The sequence below is a fragment of the Streptomyces sp. NPDC039465 genome, from assembly GCF_055639315.1.
The window spans coordinates 175,347-197,489 of the sequence record NZ_JBVKAP010000009.1 but is presented as its reverse complement, the minus strand read 5'-3'; the positions used below and the strand labels follow the sequence as shown (position 1 = coordinate 197,489).

At 74.2% G+C, this 22,143-nt stretch carries 18 protein-coding genes; 11 read left to right on the top strand and 7 right to left on the bottom strand.

All coding sequences use genetic code 11. The features are described 5' to 3' along the window. Window positions 1-4: 4 nt before the first annotated feature. Together ACZ7LT_RS27655 and ACZ7LT_RS27650 are read left to right on the top strand one after the other, a co-directional pair. Window positions 5-259: a phosphopantetheine-binding protein gene (locus ACZ7LT_RS27655; protein ID WP_471238819.1), complete on the top strand. Its 255-nt coding sequence runs from the start codon at window positions 5-7 to the stop codon at window positions 257-259. Beyond that, entirely contained in the window at window positions 256-1,482 is a 1,227-nt protein-coding gene (locus tag ACZ7LT_RS27650) for a beta-ketoacyl synthase N-terminal-like domain-containing protein (protein ID WP_471238818.1), read from the top strand. The genes ACZ7LT_RS27655 and ACZ7LT_RS27650 overlap by 4 nt, the downstream gene beginning before the upstream one ends. On the opposite strand, the gene ACZ7LT_RS27645 is transcribed toward ACZ7LT_RS27650, so the two are convergent. From ACZ7LT_RS27645 to ACZ7LT_RS27635, 3 genes are read right to left on the bottom strand one after another with little or no spacing between them, the layout of a single operon-like run. After that, a complete protein-coding gene (locus ACZ7LT_RS27645; protein ID WP_471238817.1) occupies window positions 1,448-2,266 on the bottom strand; it encodes a thioesterase II family protein in 819 nt (272 codons plus the stop codon). The two genes, ACZ7LT_RS27650 and ACZ7LT_RS27645, sit on opposite strands and share 35 nt — an antisense overlap. After that, a complete protein-coding gene (locus tag ACZ7LT_RS27640) occupies window positions 2,263-8,946 on the bottom strand; it encodes an amino acid adenylation domain-containing protein (RefSeq protein WP_471238816.1) in 6,684 nt (2,227 codons plus the stop codon). The genes ACZ7LT_RS27645 and ACZ7LT_RS27640 overlap by 4 nt, the downstream gene beginning before the upstream one ends. Then, window positions 8,943-9,368 carry a group II truncated hemoglobin gene (locus ACZ7LT_RS27635; RefSeq protein ID WP_471238870.1) on the bottom strand — a complete coding sequence of 142 codons (426 nt, stop codon included), beginning with the start codon at window positions 9,366-9,368 and terminating at the stop codon, window positions 8,943-8,945. Before ACZ7LT_RS27635 ends, ACZ7LT_RS27640 begins: the two co-directional genes overlap by 4 nt. A gap of 169 nt (window positions 9,369-9,537) precedes the next feature. Here ACZ7LT_RS27635 and ACZ7LT_RS27630 point away from each other — a divergent pair, with 169 nt between their 5' ends. From ACZ7LT_RS27630 to ACZ7LT_RS27610, 5 genes are all read left to right on the top strand, one after another. Then, complete coding sequence (locus tag ACZ7LT_RS27630) at window positions 9,538-10,764, top strand: cytochrome P450 (protein WP_471238815.1); 1,227 nt, start codon at window positions 9,538-9,540, stop codon at window positions 10,762-10,764. After that, complete coding sequence (locus ACZ7LT_RS27625; RefSeq protein ID WP_471238814.1) at window positions 10,761-10,988, top strand: ferredoxin; 228 nt, start codon at window positions 10,761-10,763, stop codon at window positions 10,986-10,988. Before ACZ7LT_RS27630 ends, ACZ7LT_RS27625 begins: the two co-directional genes overlap by 4 nt. Before the next feature lie 133 nt (window positions 10,989-11,121). Then, the gene (ccrA, locus tag ACZ7LT_RS27620; protein ID WP_471238813.1) at window positions 11,122-12,483 is read left to right on the top strand and encodes a crotonyl-CoA carboxylase/reductase; all 1,362 of its coding nucleotides are present in this window, start codon (window positions 11,122-11,124) and stop codon (window positions 12,481-12,483) included. Continuing rightward, on the top strand, window positions 12,480-13,472 hold the full coding sequence (locus tag ACZ7LT_RS27615; RefSeq protein WP_471238812.1) for a 3-oxoacyl-ACP synthase III family protein: 993 nt from the start codon (window positions 12,480-12,482) through the stop codon (window positions 13,470-13,472). The genes ccrA and ACZ7LT_RS27615 overlap by 4 nt, the downstream gene beginning before the upstream one ends. Further along, window positions 13,469-14,338, top strand: coding sequence for a 3-hydroxybutyryl-CoA dehydrogenase (locus tag ACZ7LT_RS27610; RefSeq protein ID WP_471238811.1), 870 nt, complete (start codon window positions 13,469-13,471; stop codon window positions 14,336-14,338). The genes ACZ7LT_RS27615 and ACZ7LT_RS27610 overlap by 4 nt, the downstream gene beginning before the upstream one ends. Window positions 14,339-14,417: 79 nt before the next feature. Here ACZ7LT_RS27610 and ACZ7LT_RS27605 read toward each other — a convergent pair whose 3' ends face one another. Continuing rightward, complete coding sequence (locus ACZ7LT_RS27605; protein ID WP_471238869.1) at window positions 14,418-15,590, bottom strand: 3-deoxy-7-phosphoheptulonate synthase; 1,173 nt, start codon at window positions 15,588-15,590, stop codon at window positions 14,418-14,420. Between the two features lie 466 nt (window positions 15,591-16,056). Further along, entirely contained in the window at window positions 16,057-16,704 is a 648-nt protein-coding gene (locus tag ACZ7LT_RS27600; RefSeq protein ID WP_471238810.1) for a response regulator, read from the bottom strand. Here ACZ7LT_RS27600 and ACZ7LT_RS27595 point away from each other — a divergent pair. Further along, on the top strand, window positions 16,589-17,344 hold the full coding sequence (locus ACZ7LT_RS27595; protein WP_471238868.1) for a sensor histidine kinase: 756 nt from the start codon (window positions 16,589-16,591) through the stop codon (window positions 17,342-17,344). The two genes, ACZ7LT_RS27600 and ACZ7LT_RS27595, sit on opposite strands and share 116 nt — an antisense overlap. Window positions 17,345-17,439: 95 nt before the next feature. Here the strand turns inward: ACZ7LT_RS27595 and ACZ7LT_RS27590 are convergent, their stop codons facing one another. Together ACZ7LT_RS27590 and ACZ7LT_RS27585 are read right to left on the bottom strand one after the other, a co-directional pair. Beyond that, window positions 17,440-17,628 carry a hypothetical protein gene (locus ACZ7LT_RS27590; protein ID WP_471238809.1) on the bottom strand — a complete coding sequence of 63 codons (189 nt, stop codon included), beginning with the start codon at window positions 17,626-17,628 and terminating at the stop codon, window positions 17,440-17,442. Window positions 17,629-17,753: 125 nt separating this feature from the next. Beyond that, entirely contained in the window at window positions 17,754-18,134 is a 381-nt protein-coding gene (locus tag ACZ7LT_RS27585; protein ID WP_471238808.1) for a hypothetical protein, read from the bottom strand. A 416-nt stretch (window positions 18,135-18,550) separates the two neighbouring features. Here ACZ7LT_RS27585 and ACZ7LT_RS27580 point away from each other — a divergent pair, with 416 nt between their 5' ends. The 3 genes from ACZ7LT_RS27580 to ACZ7LT_RS27570 all read left to right on the top strand — a co-directional run bounded on the left by ACZ7LT_RS27580 (window position 18,551) and on the right by ACZ7LT_RS27570 (window position 22,129). Then, window positions 18,551-19,198: a helix-turn-helix transcriptional regulator gene (locus ACZ7LT_RS27580; protein WP_471238807.1), complete on the top strand. Its 648-nt coding sequence runs from the start codon at window positions 18,551-18,553 to the stop codon at window positions 19,196-19,198. 157 nt (window positions 19,199-19,355) lie between these two features. Then, window positions 19,356-20,066, top strand: a complete 711-nt coding sequence (locus ACZ7LT_RS27575; RefSeq protein WP_471238806.1) for a Pvc16 family protein — start codon at window positions 19,356-19,358, stop codon at window positions 20,064-20,066. After that, window positions 20,063-22,129, top strand: a complete 2,067-nt coding sequence (locus ACZ7LT_RS27570; protein WP_471238805.1) for an ATP-binding protein — start codon at window positions 20,063-20,065, stop codon at window positions 22,127-22,129. The genes ACZ7LT_RS27575 and ACZ7LT_RS27570 overlap by 4 nt, the downstream gene beginning before the upstream one ends. Window positions 22,130-22,143: the final 14 nt, after the last annotated feature.

Genomic DNA, 22,143 nt, shown 5'->3' with positions numbered 1-22,143 from the left:
TCGCATGCACCGGATCCACCCGACCGACGGGGCCGTACTGGCCGCCATCCGCCACCACGTCACCGCCATCCTGCCCGACCTCCGGCCGGACGAGGTGGTGCCCGAGCGCACCCTCGCCGAGCTCGGCCTCAACAGCGTGGACCGCAGCGAGGTCGTGACCAATGTGATGGACGACCTGGACGTGCTCGTCCCGATCACCGAATTCCGCCAGGGCATGCCGGTCGCCGACCTGGTCGGCCTCTTCGAGCGGTACCGGTGACCTCCTCCGGAGTCCGGGTCGCCGTCACCGGTCTGGGCGTGCTGTCGCCGCTCGGGCCCGACGTGCCGCGGCTGACCCGGGCGCTGCGCGCCGGCCGCGGTGCGATCGCCCGAACCGCCGCCGAGGAGACCGTGCCGTACCGGGCGGCCCTGCCGGACACCGCGCTGAGCGAGGCGCTCGCGGCGGCGGCCCTTCCACCCGGGACGACGCGCCGCACCTCCCGGCCGGTCCGCGCGTCGCTGGCGGTCGCGGGCCAGGCCTGGCGGGCGGCTGGGCTGGACCGGCGTGGCCTCGACCCACGGAGGATCGGCGTGGTCGTCGCGGGCAACAACCTCAACGGCGCCCAGAGCGCCGCGGCCGCGGGGCGCATGGACCGTGACCCGATGCTGGTGCCGCCCCGGCTGGCGCTGCAGTTCCAGGACACCGACCATGTGGCCACGCTCAGCGAGGCGTTCGGCATCCGGGGCGAGGGGCTGACCGTCGGCGGAGCCTCCGCCAGCGGCAACCTCGCCCTCGGTCAGGGCGCCCGCCTCATCGCCTGGGGTGTCGTCGACGCCTGTCTGGTCGTCGGCGCCCTGGCCGAGCCCGCACCGGCCGAGCTGCGCAGCTTTCTGAACCTGGGCGCGATGGTGCCCACCGTCGGCAGCGGCCCCGGCGGCCCCTTCGACCGCTCCCACCGCGGCTTCGTCCACGGCCCCGCCGCGGCCGCGGTGGTGCTGGAGTCGGCTGCCTCCGCGGACCGCCGCGGCGCGGTGGCCCTGGCCGAGCTGGCCGGATACGCGGCCGGTCTCGACGCCAACAGCCAGCCCGATCCGACCGTGGCCGGGGAGGCGGCCGTCATGGCCCGCGCGATCGAGAACGCCGGGATCACCCCGGCTGACGTGGACCTGATCAGCTCGCACGGCACGGGATCCCCGCTCGGCGACCGGGCCGAGGCAGACGCCGTCGCCGAGGTCTTCGCGGCGGCGTCGCCGTGGGTGAACGCCCTCAAGGGACTGGCCGGGCACGCGCTCACCGCGGCCGGGATGCTGTCCGCGGTCGCCGTCGTGGTCCAGCTGCGTGAGGGATTCGTGCACCCCAACCCATGGCTGCGCGATCCGATCGACGGTGCCCCGCGCCTGGCCGGGGACACCGCCGTCAAGGCCCCCCTGCGCTGGGCCGTGTCGAACGCCTTCGGCTTCGGCGGCTTCAACTCCACCGTGGTGTGGCGGGCTGCCGGCTGACGCGGCCGATCCCCTCCAGCAGGGTGCGGCGCAGCGCCTCCGGCAGCCCCTTGAGATAGAAGTGGTCGCCGGGGAAGACGTGCAGGCCGAAGCCGCCGGCGGTGAGGTCGCCCCAGCGCGCCATCTGCGCCGGGGTGACCTCGGGGTCGGCGTCGCCGGTGAGCGCGGTCAGCGGGCAGCCCAGCGGCGGGGTGGCCTGCGGACGGTAGGTCTCCACCAGCTGGAAGTCGGCCCGCAGGGCGGGCAGGAACAGCCCGGCCAGGTCCGGGGAGTCGAGCAGTGCCGTCGGGGTGCCGCCGAGCCCCGTCACCACCCGCAGGAGGTCCCCGTCGCCGAGCAGATGCCGTTCGCCCGTCACTCCGGGCACCCGGCGGCCGGAGACGAACACCATGCCCGGAGCGGGGCGCAGCCGCTGCGCCACCTCGTAGGCCACCATCGCGCCCATGCTGTGCCCGAACAGCACGTACGGCCGGTCGAGCAACGGCTCCAGGGCCGGTACGAGATCCTCGATCAGGTCGGCCATGCGGGTGTACGGCGGTTCGTGGAGGCGCCGTTCCCTGCCGGGCAGCAGGATCGGGACGACGTCGACGTCCGGCGCCAGCATGCGGCGCCAGGGCAGGAACAGCGCGCTGCCGCCGCCGGCATGGGCGAAGCAGAGCATCCGCACCGCCGCCTGCGGATCGCGCGTGCCCGCCGTCCAGTCCCCGTTCGCCGTCCAGTCCCCGTTCGCCGTCCAGTCCCCGTTCGCCGGCCGGTCCCCGTTCGCCGTCCCGTGCCCGTTCATCGTGACCCTCCCGCGTCGCGTACGACCACATGGCCGTAGGAGCCGCCCGAGCCGACGGCGTTGACGACGGCCCGCCGTGGCCCGTCGGCCGGTGTCCAGTCCATCGCCCGTCGGGGCACGAACAGCCTTTTGCCGTCCCAGTCGACCAGCGGACTTGGCCGGTCGGAGACCAGGGTCGGGGCGATGCGGCCGTGCCGCAGCTGGAGCATCACCTTCATCAACTGGCCGATACCAGCCGCCGCTTCGGAGTGTCCGAGGTTCGGCTTGAGCGTGCCCATCGGCACCGGCCCGCCGTTGCCGGCCAGCAGCTCGGCGAAGGCCGCGAACTCGGCCGCGTCGGCGAGTCCGGCGCCCGCCGCGGCGCTCTCCACGTAGGACACGGTCGCCGGATCCAGCCCGGCGTCCGTCATCATCCGCAGCAGCGAAGCGGTCAGCGGCGCCGGGCCCGGCGCCCCGAAGCGCCCCTCCCCGCCCGCGTGACCGCACAACGACGCCTCGAGGATGCCGTGCAGCTGGTCCCCCTCCCGTACGGCCGTGTCGGCGCGCCGCAGCAGCAGGGCGCCGACGGCCTCGCCCACGTACCAGCCGGGCGCGTCCTCGTCGTACGCGCCGCGCGGGCGTCCGTCGTCCGGTGCGGCGAGCAGACCGAGGCCGGCCAGCAGCCCCACGTGCCGGCGGTGCGTCACCAGATTGACCCCGGCGACCACCGCGCTGTCGCACTCGCCCGCGCGCAGCGCCTCGATCGCGAGGTGCAGCGCGGTCAGCGACGACGAGCAGGCGGTGTCCACCGCGAGGCTCGGCCCCTGCCAGCCGAACGTGTGGGAGAGCCGGTTCGGCGCGGTCGCCCGAGTGGCAACGACCTCCACGGCGTCACCGCGCTCCCACCCGTCCCCGGCCGCGGCGAGATGGTCGTCCCACATCGACGCCACGAACACGCCGACCCGGCCCCCGTCCTCGGTCAGGGACCGGGGCGTGTGCCCGGCCTGCTCAAGACACTGCCAGACGGTCGGCAGCAGCAGCCGCAGCTGCGGGTCCAGGGCGTCGGCCTCGGCGGGGGAGATACGGAACGGCCGCAGGTCGACCGGGCCGAGCGTGTCCAGGAACCCCCCGATCGGAGGCGGGCCCGACCAGCCCAGCGCGGCGGTACGGGCGGGCGGCATGGGGCGCAGGGCCGAGCGGCCCTCGTGCAGCAGCCGCCACAACGCGTCCGGGCCGACGGCGCCGGGGAACCGGCCCGCCATCCCGACCACCGCGATCTCGCTCGTACGCGGCCTGGACGCGCCGCCCGCAACCGTCCACAGCGGCTCGCCGGGATCGTCCTCACCGGCCGCGTCGAGCGGCGCGCACAGCAGACCCAGCAGGAACGTGTGGGACGGCCCGAGCCCCAGCGCCTCGGCGAGGTCGCTCTGCCGCAGGTCGCCCACCGGGCAGACGGCGACGCCGGACGGCACCTGCTGCTGCATCAGCAGTTGGGCCATGTGTCCGGCCTCCAGGGCGAGATAGCGCGGCGCCTGCGCGCCGTACAGCGGCTCGATGCCCCGCAACTCGCCGACCAGGTAGATCTCGGCGGCCGCGCGGGCGGCGAAGGGCCGGTTGTAGAAGACGTGCGCGGTGACCGGCACGTCGGCGCCGGTCCCGAGCGGCTCCAGGACATGTTCGCGCGGCCGGTAGTAGTAGGCGCCGCCGTCCAGTCCGTCGATGGCTCCGTCGCGTACGAGCACGTAGACCTGCACGGCGTAGGTGTCACCGGCGGAGGGGTACAGCGCACCGGACTCGGCTTGTCCGCTCGTCCGGGCCAGCACCTTCATCAGGTCGCCGAGCCGTTCGGCGTCCAACTGCCGCCCCGCCAGCGGGCGGCGGCTGGCGCGCCAGCGTCGCTGCCCCTCGGTCGGCCGGTCACCGGCCAGCGGCAACGGCCGGACCCGATCAGAGGCGGGCCGTTGACCGAAGTCGCCGTCCTTGAAGCGGCGCCGGTCGTCGGCGGCGAAGAAGTCCACCTGCGGGGCCTCGACCGCCTGTTGAGGCTGCTCCGGTTGAGGCTGGGCCGCGCCTGCCGCCTCCGGCTCCTGCTTCGGACCGGACGTGCCGGACATCTGCCACGCGATGGCCTCGACCGTCGGCTCGGCCAGCAGCACCGACACCGGCACCTCGCGCCCGTACCGTTCCCGCAGGACCCGGCTGGCGCGCACCATGGTGAACGAGGTGGCCCCCAGCTCCCACAGATCCGCCCTCGGGTCGACCGGCGGCAGGTCGAGCAATTCGCCGAAGAGCGCGCCGATCCGCTCGACGTCCTCGGCGGCAGGTGCGGCAGGTGCGGCAGGTGCGGCAGATGCGGCCGGTGCCGCGTCGGCGGCCGTCGCGGCAGGTGCGGCGTCGGCGGTGGCGGCTGGTGCGGATGACTGGCCGGTGACCGGCCACGGCAGGGCGTCGCGGTCCAGTTTGCCGTTGGCGGTGGCCGGCCACTCCGCGACGAACGCCACCACGCCCGGCACCATGTAGTCGGGCAGTGCCGCCGCCGCGTGGGCCCGCAGCTCCTCCGCGGGCGGGGGCGTGCTGTCCGGCAGGACGTACGCCACCAGCCGGTCCTCCCCGGCCGCGCTCTTCCGCAACAGCACCACCGCGTCCGCGACACCGGGATGCGTCCGCAGCCGGTGCTCGATCTCCGGCAGCTCCACGCGGTACCCGCGCACCTTGACCTGCCCGTCGCGGCGGCCGAGGAAGTGCATCACGCCGTCCGGCCCGTAGCGGGCCCGGTCGCCCGTGGCGTACATCCGGGTCTCCGGCAGCCCGGGCAGCCCGGGGAAGTCCCCGGTGACGAACCGTTCCGCCGTCAGCTCGGGCTGCCGGTAGTAGCCGACGGCCAGACACTCGCCGGCGATGTACAGATCGCCCTCGGTCCCGATCGGCACCGGGCGGCGGCGCTCGTCCAGGACGTAGTAGCGGGAGTTGTCGATCGGGCGGCCGTAGGGGATGCTGCGCCAGCCCGGATCCACCCGGTCCACCACGAAGTAGTTGGACCAGACGGTCGCCTCCGTCGCCCCGCCCAGACTGACCAGCGTCGCATGGGGGAACGCCGTCCGGAGCCGGTCGGGCAGCCACAGCGGGGTGTAGTCGCCGCTGAGGAACACCAGACGCAGCGTGTCACCGCCGGACAAGTCGCGAAGGTCGTCGAAGTCCGGGGCCAGATTCGCCAGCGTGGTCGGCGCAGAGTTCCAGAACGTCACCGGCTCGCTCTGGAGCACCCGCAGCAGGAGCCGCGGGTCGCGTTGCTGCTCCTCGTCGGCGACGTACAGCGCCGCGCCCAGGCTGAGCAGTCCGAGGATGTCGAAGACGGACAGGTCGAAGCCGAGAGAGGTGACGCAGAGGCCTAGGTCGCCGGGGCCGAAACCGAAGGTGCGGCGGGCCCATTCGAACAGGTTGAGCATCGGGCGGTGGGTGACGCCGACCCCCTTGGGCCGCCCGGTGCTGCCCGACGTGAAGATCACGTACGCCAGGTCGTCCACGTCATTCACCGGCTCCGGCGCGGTGGCCTCCCGCGCGTGCGGCCGGGCGAGCACCGCGTCCAGATCGACCGGCCGTACCTCCGGCACCGACGCCGCCCACCCGCACGACGCGTCACGGACCAGGAAGGAGGCGGCCGCGTCGCCGAGCATCACCGCGGCGCGGTCGCGGGGCAGGGACGGCAGCACCGGCAGATAGGCGCCGCCCGCCTTGAGGATGCCGAGGACCGCGACCACCATGTCCGGGCCGCGGCGCACCGAGACCCCCACCACGTCACCGCGGCCCACGCCCGCCTCGCGCAGCGTCCACGCCAGCCGGTTGGCACGCAGGTCCAGTTCGGCGTAGGTGAGCGCGCCACCGGCCCAGCGCACCGCCACGTCGGACGGCCGGATCCGGGCCTGGTCCTCGATCAGGGCCTGCACCGGGAGGTCGGCCGGGAAGGGACGGGTGGTGTCGTTCCAGCGCGCCGGGGGCAGCTGCGGGTCGTCGAGCGGTGTCCGGGGGAGCGAGGCCAGACTCGCCAGGTCGGCCGCGAACCGCGCGAAGGCCTCCTCCAGCCAGTCCTCGGGCAGTTGCTCCGGCAGCGCGTCCCAGGCGTACTCCAGTACGTCGCCGTCCTGGACCGCGACGCAGTCCAGCGCCACGCCCGGCGTGCTGGTGATCCAGTCCCCGGCCGTGACGCCGTCGGGCAGGGGGTGCTCGTCCAGGTCGAAGAGGCTGGTGTAGACGACGGGCAGGGCGGAGCCGGCACGGCGGGAACGGCGCAGTTCCGCCAGTCCGCCGGCCGCGTCGGCGGTCCGGTCCTCGGCCAGCACGGCGTCGTAACGGCGGGCCAGGTCCAACAGCGGACACCCCTCGGCCGTGACCGTCACCCAGCTCAGGGCGGTCCGCTCGGCCGGCCGGGCCGCGTCCGTGCCGTCCGGCCAGCGGACCACCGGAATCGTGAACACATCGCCGAGCCCCGGCGACAGGGCCCGCGCGTACGCGGCCAGCAACAGCCCGTCGGCCGAACAGCCGTGGTCCGCGGCGGCGGCCACCACGGTGTCCCACCCCGGCAGCGTGCCCCGCAGCCGCCTGCGGGAGCCGTCGTCGGGTACGACCGGAAGCCGGGGCCCAGGCGGCAGCGCGGCCACCCGCCGCCGCCAGTACTCCCGCGCCTCGCCCGGCGCCCGTCGAGGGGGTGCTGCGTCGGAACGGTCCCGAGGCGCGACGTCGTCGTCCACGCCGCCCGCGTACAGCCCCATCAACTCCCTCCCCACCAGGTGGATGCTGCGCGCGTCGATCAGCGCGAGGTCGACCGTCAGGAACACGACGTCCCGGCCGTCCCCGCCGCGCCCCAACCGGACGTCGAGATGGCCCTCGCCCAGCGGGAACGGCTGCCGCAGCAGCTGCTCGCGGATCTCCGGCGTGAGCGGGACCTCCGCCACGGGCGGCGGGGCCGGCCGGGGGGCCGGCCGCGGGCCCTGCTCGGCGTCGATGGAGGCGCGGAGCACCGGATGCCGGGCCACCAGGCGGTCCAGCGCCTGCCGCAGGCGGGCGAGGTCCAGGTCCGCGACCTCGTAGGCCAGCACCATGCGGCAGCCCCCGGCGTCGTCGGGACCGAGCGCCCGGGCGACCAGATACGCCTCCTGAAGGTCGTTCAGCGCGGCCGGCGCCGCCGGTTCGGGAACGCCTGCCAGGGTGCGCAGCCGGGCGGTGTACGCCTCGTGCAGGGCCTGCGCGCCGGGCGCGGCGAAGGCCCGCTCGACCACGTCCCAGCGGAAGTGCAGCGCGCCGTCCGCCTCCCACACCTGGTGGTCGAGCGCCACCCCGGAGGTCCGGCCGACCGCGTGGCGCTCGGTGAAGCCGGACGCGGGCGGCGCGTCGTCGAGCATGCTGGTGAACACCACGGGCAGGTCCGGTACGCGCCCGCGGCGGCGGCGCAACGCGGCCACCCCCGGCACCGTCGCGTGGTCGAGGTCCTCGGCGAGCCGCCGGTGCACGGCGTCGGCGTCCGTGTCGAGGACCCGGAAGACCAGCGTCGACGTGAACGTGCCGACGGTGTCGTCGGCGCCCCGCATCCGCGCCCGGTCGCTGGTGGTCAGGACGAGACTGAACGGCAGCTCCGCCCCGGCGTCGGCCAGGGTCGTCGCGAACTCGCTCAGCAGCAGCGCGGTCGCGGTCACCCCCCGCCGTGCCGCCACCTCCCGCAGGGCCGCCCATGCGGCCGCGTCGAGCGATCCGGTCAGCGGGCGCCGCTCAGGCCCGCCGCCCACGTCGCCCGCCTCGCGGGCGGGGGCGCGCACGATGCCGGGTCCCGGCGGCAGGTCGGCCAGCCGCCGTTCCCAGTGGCGGAGGTCCTCGGCGTACCGCGCGCCGGTGGCCTCCTCGGCCACGGCGGCAGCGAAGGCGCGGAAAGGCGTCGGGGCGGGCTCGGACGACACGTCCCCGGGAGAGCCGTCGTACGCGCGCCACAGGTCCCGCATCAGCACCAACAGACTGTGGCCGTCGCAGATCAGGCCGTCGACGGCGAGGTGGATCACCCCGTCCCCGCCGGGGAGCCGGGTGACCTCCAGCTCGTGCAGGGGCCAGTCCTCGGCGGCGTACCGGCGCCGGGACAGACGCGCCCGTACCTCGGCCGGGTCGTGACCGGCCGGATGCACAGGGACCGGCCGGTCCTGAGCGGGCCGTATGCGCAGCCTGCCGTCGGGGGTGAGGGCGCAGCGCAGCATGGCGTGCCGGTGCTGTACGGCCGACCACGCCTGGCGCAGCCGGTCGACGTCCAGCGCGGGCACCGCGAATTCGCGGTAGTGGTGGCAGCCGACGGCGTCGCGCGTCAGCTCCTCCTCCTTGCCCGCCAGGTACGCCTGCTGAAGTGCCGTGGGCGAGAAGGGGACTTCGGGGCCGGCTGACTCCGCGGCCGCCGTCAGCCGCAGCCCGGGCCCCGTCCCGCCACCGCCCTCGGCGGCCTCGGCGGCCAGTGCCGCGAGCGCGGCCGCGTCATGCCCGGCGCGCAGCCAGCTCAGCGGCACGGCGACGCCGAGCCGGTCCTCCAGGGCAAGGGCCAGGCGGACCGCCGTCATCGAATCGGCGCCGGGCGGCAGGACCGGCTCCCCGGCCGAGGGCTCGCGTCCGTCGAACGCGTCGCGGACCGCGGCGACCACCTCGTCGACCGGAGCGGAATGCGTCGCGCGGGTCACCAGGTCCACCTTCCGAGCCGGCCGTGCCGGGTGTCGAGCTCGGCCTGGCTCATCCGGGACGCCCGGGTGGTGATCGCCGCCGCCCGGCGCAGCTCCTGCTCGAACCGGGTGCGGAACCTCTCGTCCCCGGGCAGCTCCGCCTCGTCCAGGGCGGCCATCATCAGCTCCACGAACCGGTCCCGCTGCTCGTCGGTGATGCGCAGGTCGGCATGCATCTTCTTGACGTGCTCGAACCCGCCGATCTCGTCGGTGAAGGCGCTGCCGTGCCCGAACACCTCGACGAGGTACGCGGTCAGATGGCGTACGTGCGTGTCACCGGCGTAGTCGAAAAGGCGCCCGATCAGCGGGTCGGCCACCGCGCTCCGGTGGAACACCTCGGCCAGGCGCCGGAGCGGGCCCTCGCCTCCGACGTGGTCGTACATCGTCACCGCGACCTCCAGGCTCGTGCGCTGGGAAACCGCCCCGACGATAGGCGCACCGATCAAAGGCGCCCGCTCACGTTTGAGCGTCTGCCGCCGCGGCCCTGTGCCAACCTCGGGCCGTACCGCGGAGGTTCCGGATCTTGCCGCCCGAGCAGGAGAAGAGGTCGCAGTGGCTGAGCAGCTGCCCGCATACCCGATCACCGACCGCACCTGTCCCTACGACCCGCCCGACGGGCTGCTGGAACTGCAGCGGCAGGCGCCGCTGGTCAGAGTGCAACTGCCCACCGGGCCCGCCTGGCTGGTGACCGGCTACGACGCGGCGCGGGCCCTGCTCGACGACCCGCGGATGAGCTCGGACATGGGCAGGGAGGGCTTCCCGACGCTGTACCGGCAGAAGATGCGGCCGGTCCTCAAAGGCTCCTTCATGCGGATGGACGGCGAGGACCACGCCTTCTACCGCACCATGCTCGCCGGGGAGTTCTCGGTGAAGCGCGTCGCGGCGATGCGCCCGGAGATCGAGCAGGCCTGCGACCAGCTGCTGGACGAGATGGTGCGCCAGGGACCACCGGCCAACCTCCATGAGTCGTACGGCATCCCGGTGTCGTCCAGCTCCATCTGCCGGCTGCTCGGCGTGCCGTACGAGGACGCGGAGTTCTTCACCACCCACCTGGAGGCGCTGTTCGACCCGCACCGGGCCGGCGCGCCGGAGCGGATCGCCAACAGCAAGGCCGCGCTCAGCGCGTACCTCGACGAGCTGGTCACCCGCAAGCAGAAGGAGCCCGGCGACGACATGATCAGCCGGCTCGTCGCCGACTACCTGGTGCCCGGCAAGGTGGACCGGCCGGAGCTGCTGCTCACCTCGTACCTGCTGCTCGCAGCCGGTCACGAGACCACCGCCAACATGATCACCACCGGGACCGCCGCGCTGCTCATGCACCCCGAGCAGTTCGCCCTCGTCCGGGACGATCCCAAGCTGCTGCGCGGCGCCGTGGAGGAGCTCCTGCGCTACCTGAGCATCTTCCAGTTCGGCATCACCCGCATCGCCACCGAGGACGTACGGGTCGGCGACCAGACCGTCGCCGCGGGCGAGGGCATCGTCGTCTCGCCGCTCCTTGGCAACCGCGACGAGAGCGTCTACGAGGACCCGCACACCCTCGACGTCCGGCGCCGCAGCCGCCCCCACCTCAGCTTCGGCCACGGCCCGCACCTGTGCGTCGGCCACACCCTGGCCCGGATCGAGCTCCAGATCGCCTTCGAGCGGCTGCTCACCCGCCTGCCCGATCTGCGCCTCGCCGTACCGGACTCGCAGGTCCCCTTCCGTACCGAAACCCTGGTCTTCGGCACCGTCGACCTGCCGGTCACCTGGGGTGAGCCGCGCACCGAGGCCTCCGCGTGAGCGCCGAGGACCGGCCGGGTCCCCTGCTGCTGCGGGTGGACTCCGGGGCCTGCTGCCGCTCCGGCGCCTGCTCCCTGGTCGCGCCCGACCTCTTCGACCAGGGCGACGACGGCAAGGTGCTGCTCAAGAACCCCCGGCCGCCCGCCCATCTGCGCGAGGCGGCCGAGGAGGCGGCCGACTACTGCCCGGTCTCGGCCATCCAGCTGGAAACGCCGCCCGAGTGACCCGGCCGTCCGAAGACACCCCGTCGCCGTCGGAAGACCCCCCATCGCCGTCCGACGACCCCCCGTCGCCTCCCGCACCGTCCGGCGCCGCCCGCCGCCGGCAGGATCTCGACGTTGATCGCGAGGAACCCACATGGACCTGCTCAGCAAGGCCGTGCTCAACGGCGCGCCCCCCGAGGAACTGGAACACATTCCCCTGCCCGAGGAGTTCCTGGCCGGGCACCTGCGGGCCGACGACGCCGAGTCGTTGGCCGGGCTCGCCGACAAGGACGTACGGCGGACCCTCCATGTGGGGCACGTGGCCATGCCCGAACTGGCGCCCGACGAGGTCGTGGTCGCGGTGATGGCCAGCTCGATCAACTTCAACACGGTCTGGTCCGCGCAGTTCGAGCCGATCTCCACCTTCACGGCACTGCGCCGCTTCGCCCGGCAGGGCGGCTACGCCACCCGCCACGACCTGCCCCACCAGGTGGTCGGCTCGGACGCCGCGGGCGTGGTCGTGCGCGTCGGGGCGGGCGTACGGCACTGGCGGACCGGCGACCACGTGGTGGTGAGCCCCGCCTACGTCGACGACCAGGACCCCGGCTCCCACGACGACGGGATGATGGGTACGCACCTGCGCGCCTGGGGGTACGAGACGAACTTCGGCGGCCTGGCCCACTACACCGTGGTCCGCGCCAGCCAGCTCGTCGCCAAACCGCCGCACCTCACCTGGGAGGAGGCGGCCTCGGTCACCCTGTGCGCGGGGACCGCCTACCGCATGCTGGTCGGCGAGCACGGCGCCCGGATGAAGCAGGGCGACGTGGTCCTGATCTGGGGCGCGACCGGCGGCCTCGGCGCGTACGCGGTGCAGATGGTCCGCAGCGGCGGCGGCATCGCGGTCGGCGTGGTCAGCTCCCAGGCCAAGGCGGACTTCCTGCGCCGACAGGGCTGTGACGTGGTCGTCGACCGCCGGGAGATCGGCATGGACGACACCGCCGACCGCGCCGCCGACCCGGCCGAACTGGGCCGCCGCCTCGGCCGCGTCATCCGCGCCGAGATCGGCGAGGACCCGCACATCGCCTTCGACTACGTCGGCAGGTCCACCTTCGGGACCTCCGTGCACGTCGTCCGGCGTGGCGGCACCGTGGTGACCTGCGGGTCCAGCACCGGATACCAGCACCAGTACGACAACCGCTACCTCTGGATGAACCTGAAGCGGGTCGTCGGCAGCCATATCGCCAACCTCCAGGAGCAGACCGAGTGCCTGCGGCTGTTCAACCAAGGAAGACTCGTGCCGGTGCTCAGCACCGTCTTCCCGCTGGAGCAGGTCGCGGACGCCGCACGGCTCGTCCAGGAGAACCGGCACATCGGCAAGGTCGGCGTCCGCTGCCTGGCTCCGTGCGACGGCCTCGGCGTCACCGACCCGGCCGCCCGGGAACGTATCGGCGAGGAACGCCTCACCGCCTGGCGGCGCCACGCCCCGATCCCGGCGGCGACGGGTACGGGCCGATGAACGCGCTCGGCATCGTCGGCACCGGCTCCCATCTGCCCGAGCGGGAGGTCAGCAACAAAGAGCTCGCCGAGTGGTGCGACATCACCGCCGAATGGATCGAGGAACGGACCGAGATCCTCACCCGGCGGTACGCGGCACCGGGCGAGGCCACCTCCGACCTCGCCGCGCGCGCCGCCGTCAACGCGCTGGACGCCGCAGGGATCCCCGCGAGCCGGCTCGAGCACCTGATCGTGTCGACGTCCACCGGCGACTCGCCCCAGCCCCCCACCGCCTACCTGGTCCAGCACGCCATCGGCGCCTCCTCCGCCGCCTGCTTCGACATCAACGTGGTGTGCAGCGGCTTCGTCTACGGCCTCGAACTGGCCCGTAGCCTCCTCGCCGGACGCTCCGACGGCTACGCGCTGGTCATCGGCGCCGACGTCTACTCCCGCATCCTGGACTACGGCGACCACCGCACCGCGGTCCTCCTCGGCGACGGCGCGGGCGCCGCGGTCGTCGGCCCGGTCCGCGACGGCCACGGCTTCCTCGGCACCGAACTGTCCAGCCGCGGCGAGGCGCACCACCTCATCCGGGTCGAGGCGGGCGGCAGCCGCATCCCCCTCACACCGCGGATCGTCGAGGACGGCGGCCACTATTTCCGCATGGAAGGCCGCGGCGTCCGCGACTTCGTCATGGACAACGTCCCGCCGGCCCTGGACCGGCTGCTGCGCCGCACCGGCGTCCCGGCCGCCGATGTCGACCACTTCGTGCCGCACCAGCCCAACGGAGTGCTGCTGCGACGCCTGGTGGAGAAGGCCGGGATGTCCCACGCCCACACCCACCGAACCCTCGAGAAGTACGGGAACGTCGGCAGCGCCTCCGTGCCGGTCGCCCTGGACGACGGCCGCCGCTCCGGCCTGATCCGCGACGGCGACCTGGTGCTCCTGGCCGGATTCGGCGGAGGCATGTCGCTCGGAGCGACCCTGATGCGCTGGCAGGAGCAGTCATGAGCCATGAACCGATCGTCCGTCTGGGAGTCGTCGGCTGCGGAGTGATGGGCGCGGGCATCGCCGACATCGCCGCCCGGGCCGGCCTCGACGTCCGCGTGGTCGTCGCCCGCGCCGACGCCGTACCGACCGCCCTGAGCCGCCTGCGCCGCTCCCTCGACCAGGGCATCCGCAAGGGCAGGCTCACCGAGCCGGACCGCGACGCCGCCCTCGGCCGCATCGAGGTGACCGCGGACCTCGACCAGCTCGCCGACCGCGAGTTCGTGATCGAGGCAGTTCCCGAGCGTGAGGACCTCAAGACCGCGCTGTTCGACCGGATCGACGGCATCCTCAAGGACGAGGACGCCGTCCTGGCCACCAACACCTCCTCCCTCCCGATCAGCCGGCTCGCCGGGGCGACCCGCCACCCGGAGCGGGTCATCGGCGTCCACTTCTTCAGCCCGGTGCCGGTCATGCCCCTGGTCGAGCTGGTCAGCGCCCTCCACACCACCGAAGCGACCCGCACACGCACCCGCGACCTGCTGACCGGCACCCTCGGCAAGACCGTCATCGAGGCCCCCGACCGGGCGGGCTTCGTCGTCAACGGACTCCTCATCCCCTACCTGCTCGGCGCGATCCGCATGGTCGAGTCCGGGCAGGTGACGGCCGACGTGGTCGACCAGGGCATGACCCTGGGCTGCGGGCACCCGGTGGGACCCCTGCGCCTGGCCGACCTGATCGGCCTCGACGTCATCAAGTCGGTCGCCGACGCCCTCCACCAGGAGTTCGCCGAACCGCTGTACGCGCCGCCGCCGATGCTGCTGCGGCTGGTCGAGGCGGGAATGCTCGGAAAGAAGAGCGGCCGCGGATTCTTCACGTACGACCATTGAATCGAGGCCTTCTCTCGAGTCCTCACGGCGTGGGCGCCACGATCAAGCCCTGGTGTTCCAGGGGGAGTTCCACGGTCCGTCAGCCGCGCCAGGCCGAGACGACGCTGAGCGCCTGGCACGGGTTGAGCCGCGGATCGCACAGACTCGTGTACCGGTCGCCGACCCGGCCGAGCCCGGCCCGGTCCGTGGCGCACTCGGTCACGTCGTCCGGGGTGGTCTCCAGGTGCAGCCCGCCGGCGACGCCTCCCGCGGACGCGACGGCCCGCTGGAACAGGGCGACCTCCCGGCGCACGGTCCCCACGACACGGGTCTTCCTCCCGTCGTACGCGGTAACGGTGTTGCCATGCATGGGGTCGGTGAGCCAGCTCACCGGATGCCCGGCCGCCCGGACCGCCGTGACGAGCGGCGGAAGCCGGTCCAGCACCTGATCGGCGCCCATCCGGGCGATGAGGGTGAGGCGCCCGGGCCGGCGCCCCGGATCGAGCTTCTCGCACAGGGCGAGCAGTTCCGCCGGCGTCAGCTCCGCGTCGACCTTGCACGCCACCGGGTTGCTCACCCGGGAGAGCAGGACGACATGGGAACCGTCGATCCGGCGGGTCCGCTTGCCGATCCACGGCCAGTGCGTCGACCCCAGGAACAGCCGCCCCTCGTCGTCCCGGCGCAGCAGAGGCACTTCGTAGTCGAGCAGCAGCGCCTCATGGCTCGTCCAGACCCGCGGCTCGAAGCCCCGCGCCGCACGGCTCCCGCGCCAGCCCAGATGCTCCATGACGTCTCCGGCGGCCAGATAGCCGACCAGGATCCGCAGCGGATCGGGCCGGCGGCTCTCCGGATCCGGCTCGGGACCGTTGACCAAGTACCCCCGGTACGAGGGGAGTTCCAGAGCGCCCACGCGCTCGACGGGGCTGGAGCGGGGCTTGGCGTACTGGCCGGCGATGCGGCCCACCCGCACCACGGGTTTACGGGTCGCCGTGCGCAGCGCGCCCGCCAGCAGCTCCAGTACGGCGACGCGCCGGCCCACGCTGCCCGGGCCGCGCTCCTCGGGGTCCTCGGCGCAGTCACCGCTCTGCACGACCAGGGCCTGGCCGGTGGCGACCCGGGCCAGGAAGACACCGAGCGCGCTCAGGTCCTCGGGCCGTACGAGCGCCGGGCGGGCCGCGAGGACCGCGCGTATCCGCCGGACCTGTGCGGGGTCGGGCCACTCGGGCTGCTGCTCGGCGCCCCGGTGGCACAGCTCTTGCAGGACGTCTTCCACGACGCTCGCCCAACCGGGCCTCGCGCGGGTCATGTCGGTATCCGTCTCGACGGTCTGGCGGTTGCGGCGGCGCAGCTCTCTCGGGTCGGGGAATCCCCGCCTCTGCGTGGTGCCGGACATCAGGGCCCTCCTGTCGTGCTCGGGAAGCGGCTTCGATGCCCCAACTGTCCGCGTCCCGGCGCCCCGGGAACCTGAGCCCGGTGACCGCTCCACCGCCCAGCCGGGCCCGGGCGCGCCGGCCCCCGGGGAGGGCGGGACACGAACGGGCCAGGGGCCTCATGCGCCGGGGACCCCGGGCGGACGAGAGTGGGCCCTTTCCGCACCGGGCCCGGTATGCGAGGAGGACGACGCCATGGCCTGTCGTAGCGCCCGTCGACCTGGGAACACCGCCCGTCGTACCGCCCGTCGTGCCGCGCACACCGCCCGGCGCGTGGCCGTCTCCCGCCCGGCCCGGCGAGGCCTCCGTTCAGCCGTGCGAGGGCGGCGGCGCCCCGTCGGTGCCGAGGCCCGCGTTGCGCGCCCGGACGATCGCCTGGGCGCGGTCGTTCACCTGAAGCTTGGTGAAGATGTTGGTGACGTGGTTGCGGACGGTCTTGTCCGAGATCGTCAGCCGCCGTGCGATCTGGCGGTAGTCCAGGCCGCTCGCGAGCAGGTCGAGGATCTCCAGCTCGCGCGGGGTCAGCTCCGGGAACACCTGTCGCCCCGGGGCCGCCGCCAGCGCCCCGAAGAACGACTGCAACCGCTCGGCGATCCGCGGACCGAACACCGCGCCGCCTCCCGCCACGGTCCGGATCGCCGCGATGATCTCCGCACGCCCTGCGCCCTTGACGAGATAGCCACTCGCTCCCGCCCGTACCGCCGCCAGCAGGTTGTCGTCGTCCTCGGACATGCTCAGCACCAGCACCCGCGTCCCGGGCCGCTCGCTCAGCAGCCGCCGGGTCACCTCGATCCCGGACGCGTCGGGCAGCCCCAGGTCGAGCACGACGACCTGCGGGGCGCTGCGCGCACTCAGCGCGAAGGCCTCCTCGGCGGAAGACGCCTCACCCACCACCTGGAAGCCGTCCTGCGGAAGCAGGGCACCGCGCAGCCCCTCCAGGAACATCGGGATCGTCACCGCACGAGAGGAGGAGCGGCGCCGTCTGCGGCGCGACATCCACGACGGCCTCGGCCCGGCCCTCGCCGGGCTCCGGCTGCGTGTCGACAACGCCACCGCCCGGCTGGCGGACGGCGACCCCTTGCGCGACCAGCTGCGCGGCGTCTCCGGCGACCTCGGCATGGCGATCCAGGAGGTACGGCGCATCACCGACCGGCTCGGGCCCGCGCCCCTCGGCGAACTGGGCCTCGGCGGAGCCCTCCGCCAGCTCGTCTCCGCCTTCGACGGCGCCCCGCTCACCGTCGGCGCCATCCTCGACCCCTCCCCGCTGCCGCCCCTCCCGGCGGCCGTGGAGGTGGCGGCCTACCGGATCGCGGCCGAGGCCCTGAACAACGTCCTGCGCCACGCACGCGCCCGCCGCGCCGAGTTCCGGGTGGACGTCGACGAACGCGCTCTCACCCTCACCGTCGAGGACGACGGCATCGGCTTTGCCCACGGCTCCCGCACCCGCGGCGTGGGCCTGCGCTCGATGGCCGACCGCGCCGCCGAAATCGGCGGCAGGTGCACGATCGAGCGCCTGCGGCGCGGCACCCGGGTCCTCGCGGTACTGCCTCGCTCGACGGTGGCGGTGGCGGTGACGGGCGAGGCGGAGTCGGGCTGACGGCTCGGTACGGGCGCCGGGACCCTCGCCCCACGGCGGCGCCCGCCGCCGTGGGGCGGCGGGCGCCGGGGGAGTCCGGGGCGGAGGGCGCGACCCTAGGGCTTGCAGCCGGGGCAGTTGGCCGCGTGGCAATCGGTGAGGTGTTGCCCCGCCTTCGCCCTGCGGGCCGGGGCGGTGAAGGACTTCGCGGCCGTGAGGGCCTTCCGGCTGCCCCGGGACCCGCAGAGCACTGCACCTGCGAGGGCGGTGAGGGCGAGCGCGGATCCGATGATCTTGCGTTTCATCTGTGGTCTCTTCCTGTTCGGCGTCCGCGTGTGCGAATTCCTCATCAAGGTTCCGATACGAGGTGTCCCGGTCGCATGAGGCACATGGCCCACAGCGACCCCCCCTTCGCGCAGGCGCACGCCGGCTACAGGGCGACGGTCCTGCGGCCCATCGCGGGCAGGTCCGCCGGGCTCTGCGCCCGGCGCGCATGCCCCGGACGAGGTCGGTGAGCGGGCCGCCCAGGGCGAGGAGGGTTCGCGGCGGCGGGTACGGGGTCGGCCCCGCGGCGTACGGCTCGCTGAGAGCGTTCTCGGCGGGCGGGCAGCGTGGTGTACGGCGCCCCGGCGGCCCACGCCTGGCGCGGGGCCAACGGCAGCCGGGCCTGGACTCCCTGGGCACCGCTCAGATGCGCCGTGCGGCGCAGGCCGCGCGCGGGCAGCACGGTCTCCAGCTCGAACCCGGTCAGCACCGCGCGCGCCGGCCGGCCGGCCGCCGCCTCGGGCCCGGGCGGGCCCAGGGCGGGCACGCCGCCGGCCCGACGTGGTCGGGATCGACATTCGGTCGACCCGGGCTGGGAGCGCTCTCAGAACGAGTGTCGTCCCGCACGGCGTGTGGACGGCCTCCATGGCACGGTGCGGGCAGGGCGTACGAACCCATCTGACCAGCGGAAACGTCCAGGGGTGGGCGCAATGCCCCACCCCTGCGGCCCCGCGTGCCCGGCCCCTCGGTCTCGCCGAACGCCCGCTTCCTTTCGGACACTTCGGTGCCGCCCCGCCCCGGACGCGGCGTGTTCGACCGCCTGCGGCGCCCGGCCCGACCCTACGATTGTGCGAACCATTGATGGGCACATGTATCCGATTTGTGCCTGCGATTGGCAGGCCCCGCCACGGCGTGGGCGCGCCGATATGGGGGGGAATTCGAGTGCGTAGTTCATTACGGACCATGGAGGCCGGCGGCGCGGAACCGGGGCAGCGGATCCCGGTCGTCGTCCACACCGCGGATCCCATCTCCCGGGCGGGCGCGGTCAGTCAGCTGCGCCAGCACCCGGTGGTCGAGCTCCGCGAGGGAACGGAGGTCAGGCCCGGGACCGTGGCGGTCCTGATCGGTGAGACACCGGACGAGCCCATGCTCGCGCAGCTGCGCAGACTGGTCCGCAGCGAAGGCGCCCGGGCCGTCCTGGTCGTGAGCGCGGTCCGCGAGTCCGAACTCCTCGACGTCATCGAGTGCGGGGTCGGCGCCGTCGTCTGGCGTCACGAAGCGACGGCGCACCGACTGCTGCAGGCCGTGCTCGCCGCCTCCCGCGGTGACGGCGACCTCCCGGCCGACCTCCTCGGCCGTCTCATGAGCCAGGTCGGTACGCTCCAGCGCTCCGCGGCGGGCCACCCCGGCACCCCCACGTCGGGCCTCGTGGCACGCGAGGTCGACGTCCTGCGGCTGGTCGCGGAAGGCCTGGACACCGGAGAGATCGCGGGCAAGCTCTCCTACTCCGAGCGCACCGTCAAGAACGTCATGCACGGGCTGACCACCCGTCTGCATCTGCGCAACCGCGCCCACGCCGTGGCCTACGCCCTGCGGGAGGGCTACATCTGACCGTGCGGGCAGACCCGGGGGCAGCCGCGGGGGTCCGCGCGGCCCCCTTGATCCGCCCCTTCGCCTTCCCCGGAGCGCCTGCGGCAGCGGGTGCGACGCGGTGAAGAATCGTCAGCAGGCGGGACAGTACGTACACGGCAAGGCGGGAGCGCACTCTGTGATCCATGAGGTGGACGACGTCCTCAAGAGGATGCTCGGTGGCGGCGCACTCGCCGGTTCCGGCATCGACGTCTCCCTGGAGGCCCCCACCCGCGACTGGGCCGCCCGGCGCAACGCCCCTGCCATCAACGCCTACTTGTACGACATCCGCGAAGACGTCGCCCGCCGCCAGCGCGGCACGGTGCCGGTCAGGGACGAACGCGGCGCGGTCCTCAAACGGCGCCAGCCACCCCGCTGGTTCCGGCTGTCGTACCTCGTCACCGCCTGGACGAAGCAGCCCCAGGACGAACATCGCCTGCTGTCGGCGGTGCTGGCGACCCTGCTGCCCCGCGAGATCCTGCCCCCGGAGGAACTCCCAGGCTCGCTGGGTGCGTTGGGGCTGTCCGTACCCCTCACCGTCGCAGGGATCCTGAGCGAGTCCCGGTCGCTGGCCGAGATCTGGTCCGCGCTCGGCGGCGAACTCAAGCCGTCCCTGGACGTGGTGGTGACCGCACCCTTCCCGGCGTACCCCGAGTACGACGCAGGGCCGCCGGTCACCGAGGGCGCGGCGGTGCGGGTACGCGGAATCGACGGCACCCTGGAAGGGTCACCGGAGCGGCGGCACCGCCCGCCGGCGCCCGGTGGCGACACCCCTGGCGCCGACACCGTCCTCCCGGACACCAGCCCTTCGGACACCGGGCGCGCGAGCGGGGAGACGCGGCGGCGATGACGACGTACGCCTCCGCCCACCCGGCCGGATCCGCACCGGACCGTCCCGCCCCCCACCCGGAGCGGGACCCGGCCGCCGCGCTCCTGGCCCGCCTGGCCCGGCTGCGCGAGCGGGTCGCCCGGCTGGTCGAGCTCCGCGGCGCCGACGATCCCACGGCCGCGGACCCCCTGCGCGGCCTGTACCTGTCCACGGAGGCCGTACGTCACGTACTGGGCTCCGCCGGGCGGCAACACGGTCCGCAGGAGGCCGCCCGCGGCCCCGCCCTCGAGACCTCCGCGTCGGACCGGCTGGCGCGGCTCGGCGAGCGGCTCGGGCTCGGGGAGCTGGAGGCGGAGCTGCTGCTCATCGCCCTCGCGCCCGATCTCGACCGGGACTTCGAGCCGCTGTACGCCTACCTCAACGACGACGTCAGCAGGCGACGGGCCACCACCGGGCTCGCCCTCGACCTCTGCGGCCTCCCCACGCACCAGCCCCAGGCGCGGGCCCTTTTCCACCCGGCGGCGCCGCTGTCCGCCCTCGGACTGGTCGAGGTCGAGGAGCCCGAACGGCCTTTCCTCAGCCGGTCCTTGCGCGTCCCCGACCGGCTCGTCGCCCATCTCCTCGGCGACGACACCCCGGACGCCGCGCTCGCCGGCCGCGTACGCCCGCTCGCGGCGCCCCGCGGCCCGTACGACGAGGAGTTCACCCGCAGGCTCGCCGACCGGCTGGCCGCCGGTCCGGCCACCGTCCACCTGCGCGAACACCGGGAGGGCGACGGGCTCACCTGGGCCGCGGCGGCGCTGGCCGCGGCCGGTCTCGACGCCCTGCACTACACGCCCGCCGTCCCTGGCCCCGGCTCCGACACCGGCTCCGAGCCGTTCGCCGCGCTGCTGCGCGAGGTCCGGCTGCGGGGCCAGGCGCTCGTCGTGTCACCGCTGCCGGACGAGGCCGGGCCGCTGATCAGAGCGCTGGCCACGGACGACGTACCGGTGCTGTTCACCGGCACCGGACCGTACGACCCCCAGTGGTGCGACCGCGACCCGCTGGTCCTCGACGCGCCAAGGCTGCCCGCGGGCGCCGCCGAGGCGTGGGCGGCGGCCCTCGGCGACGCGGCGAGGGGTGCCGGGTTCGACCTGGCGGCCACCGTGGCCCCGTACCGCCTCGGCGCGGACCGTGTCACCCGGGCCGCGCGCGCCGCCCTGGACCTCGCCGCGTTCGACGGCGGACCGCTGAGCCCCACCCATGTCCGGCTGGCCGCACGTCGGCAGTCCGCGTCCGGCCTTGAGCGGCACGCCCGCCGGATCCGGCCGGACGTCGGCTGGGAGGACCTCGTCCTGCCCGAGCGGCCCCGCGACCAACTCCGGGAACTCGCCCTGCGCGCCCGCCACCGCGACCGGGTCCTCGGAGACTGGCGGCTCAGCGCCGGCGGCGGCCGGGGGCGCGGCGTGCTGGGGCTCTTCGCCGGCGAGTCCGGCACCGGCAAGACCCTCTCCGCCGAAGTCGTCGCCGCCGAACTGGGCCTCGACCTCTATGTGGTGCAGCTGTCGTCCGTCGTCGACAAGTACGTGGGCGAGACCGAGAAGAACCTGGAACGGATCTTCACGGAGGCCGACCGGACCGACGCCGTACTCCTCTTCGACGAGGCCGACTCCGTCTTCGGTAAGCGCTCCGAGGTCAAGGACGCGCACGACCGCTACGCCAACATGGAGAGCGCCTACCTCCTCCAGCGGCTGGAGTCCTTCGACGGCATCGCCGTCCTCACCACCAACCTGCGGGCCAACATCGACGAGGCGTTCACCCGGCGCCTTGATCTGGTGATCGACTTCCCGTTCCCCGACGCGGAGCAGCGGCTGGCCCTGTGGCGGCACGCTCTCACACGCGTGCCCTGCGCGGACGGCACCGACGCCGGGGTGTGCGCCCGCGACTTCGAGCTGGCCGGGGGATCGATCCGCAGCGCCGTCGTCACCGCGGCGTACGCCGCCGCCGGCCGCGGCGAACCGGTCACCACGGCCGACCTGCTGGAGGGCGCCCGCCGCGAGTACCGCAAGGCGGGACGCCTGGTGCCGGGCGAGGGCGGCTGGTAACGAGCCTGCCCATC

What these genes read in the sequence shown, in the direction of transcription:
- ACZ7LT_RS27615 (WP_471238812.1), top strand. Translation starts at nt 12,480, where the DNA reads ATGAACGCGCTCGGCATCGTCGGCACCGGCTCCCATCTGCCCGAGCGG.
- ACZ7LT_RS27590 (WP_471238809.1), bottom strand. Translation starts at nt 17,628, where the DNA reads ATGAAACGCAAGATCATCGGATCCGCGCTCGCCCTCACCGCCCTCGCA.
- ACZ7LT_RS27570 (WP_471238805.1), top strand. Translation starts at nt 20,063, where the DNA reads ATGACGACGTACGCCTCCGCCCACCCGGCCGGATCCGCACCGGACCGT.
- ccrA (WP_471238813.1), top strand. Translation starts at nt 11,122, where the DNA reads ATGGACCTGCTCAGCAAGGCCGTGCTCAACGGCGCGCCCCCCGAGGAA.
- ACZ7LT_RS27580 (WP_471238807.1), top strand. Translation starts at nt 18,551, where the DNA reads ATGGAGGCCGGCGGCGCGGAACCGGGGCAGCGGATCCCGGTCGTCGTC.
- ACZ7LT_RS27645 (WP_471238817.1), bottom strand. Translation starts at nt 2,266, where the DNA reads ATGAACGGGCACGGGACGGCGAACGGGGACCGGCCGGCGAACGGGGAC.
- ACZ7LT_RS27655 (WP_471238819.1), top strand. Translation starts at nt 5, where the DNA reads ATGCACCGGATCCACCCGACCGACGGGGCCGTACTGGCCGCCATCCGC.
- ACZ7LT_RS27635 (WP_471238870.1), bottom strand. Translation starts at nt 9,368, where the DNA reads ATGTACGACCACGTCGGAGGCGAGGGCCCGCTCCGGCGCCTGGCCGAG.
- ACZ7LT_RS27610 (WP_471238811.1), top strand. Translation starts at nt 13,469, where the DNA reads ATGAGCCATGAACCGATCGTCCGTCTGGGAGTCGTCGGCTGCGGAGTG.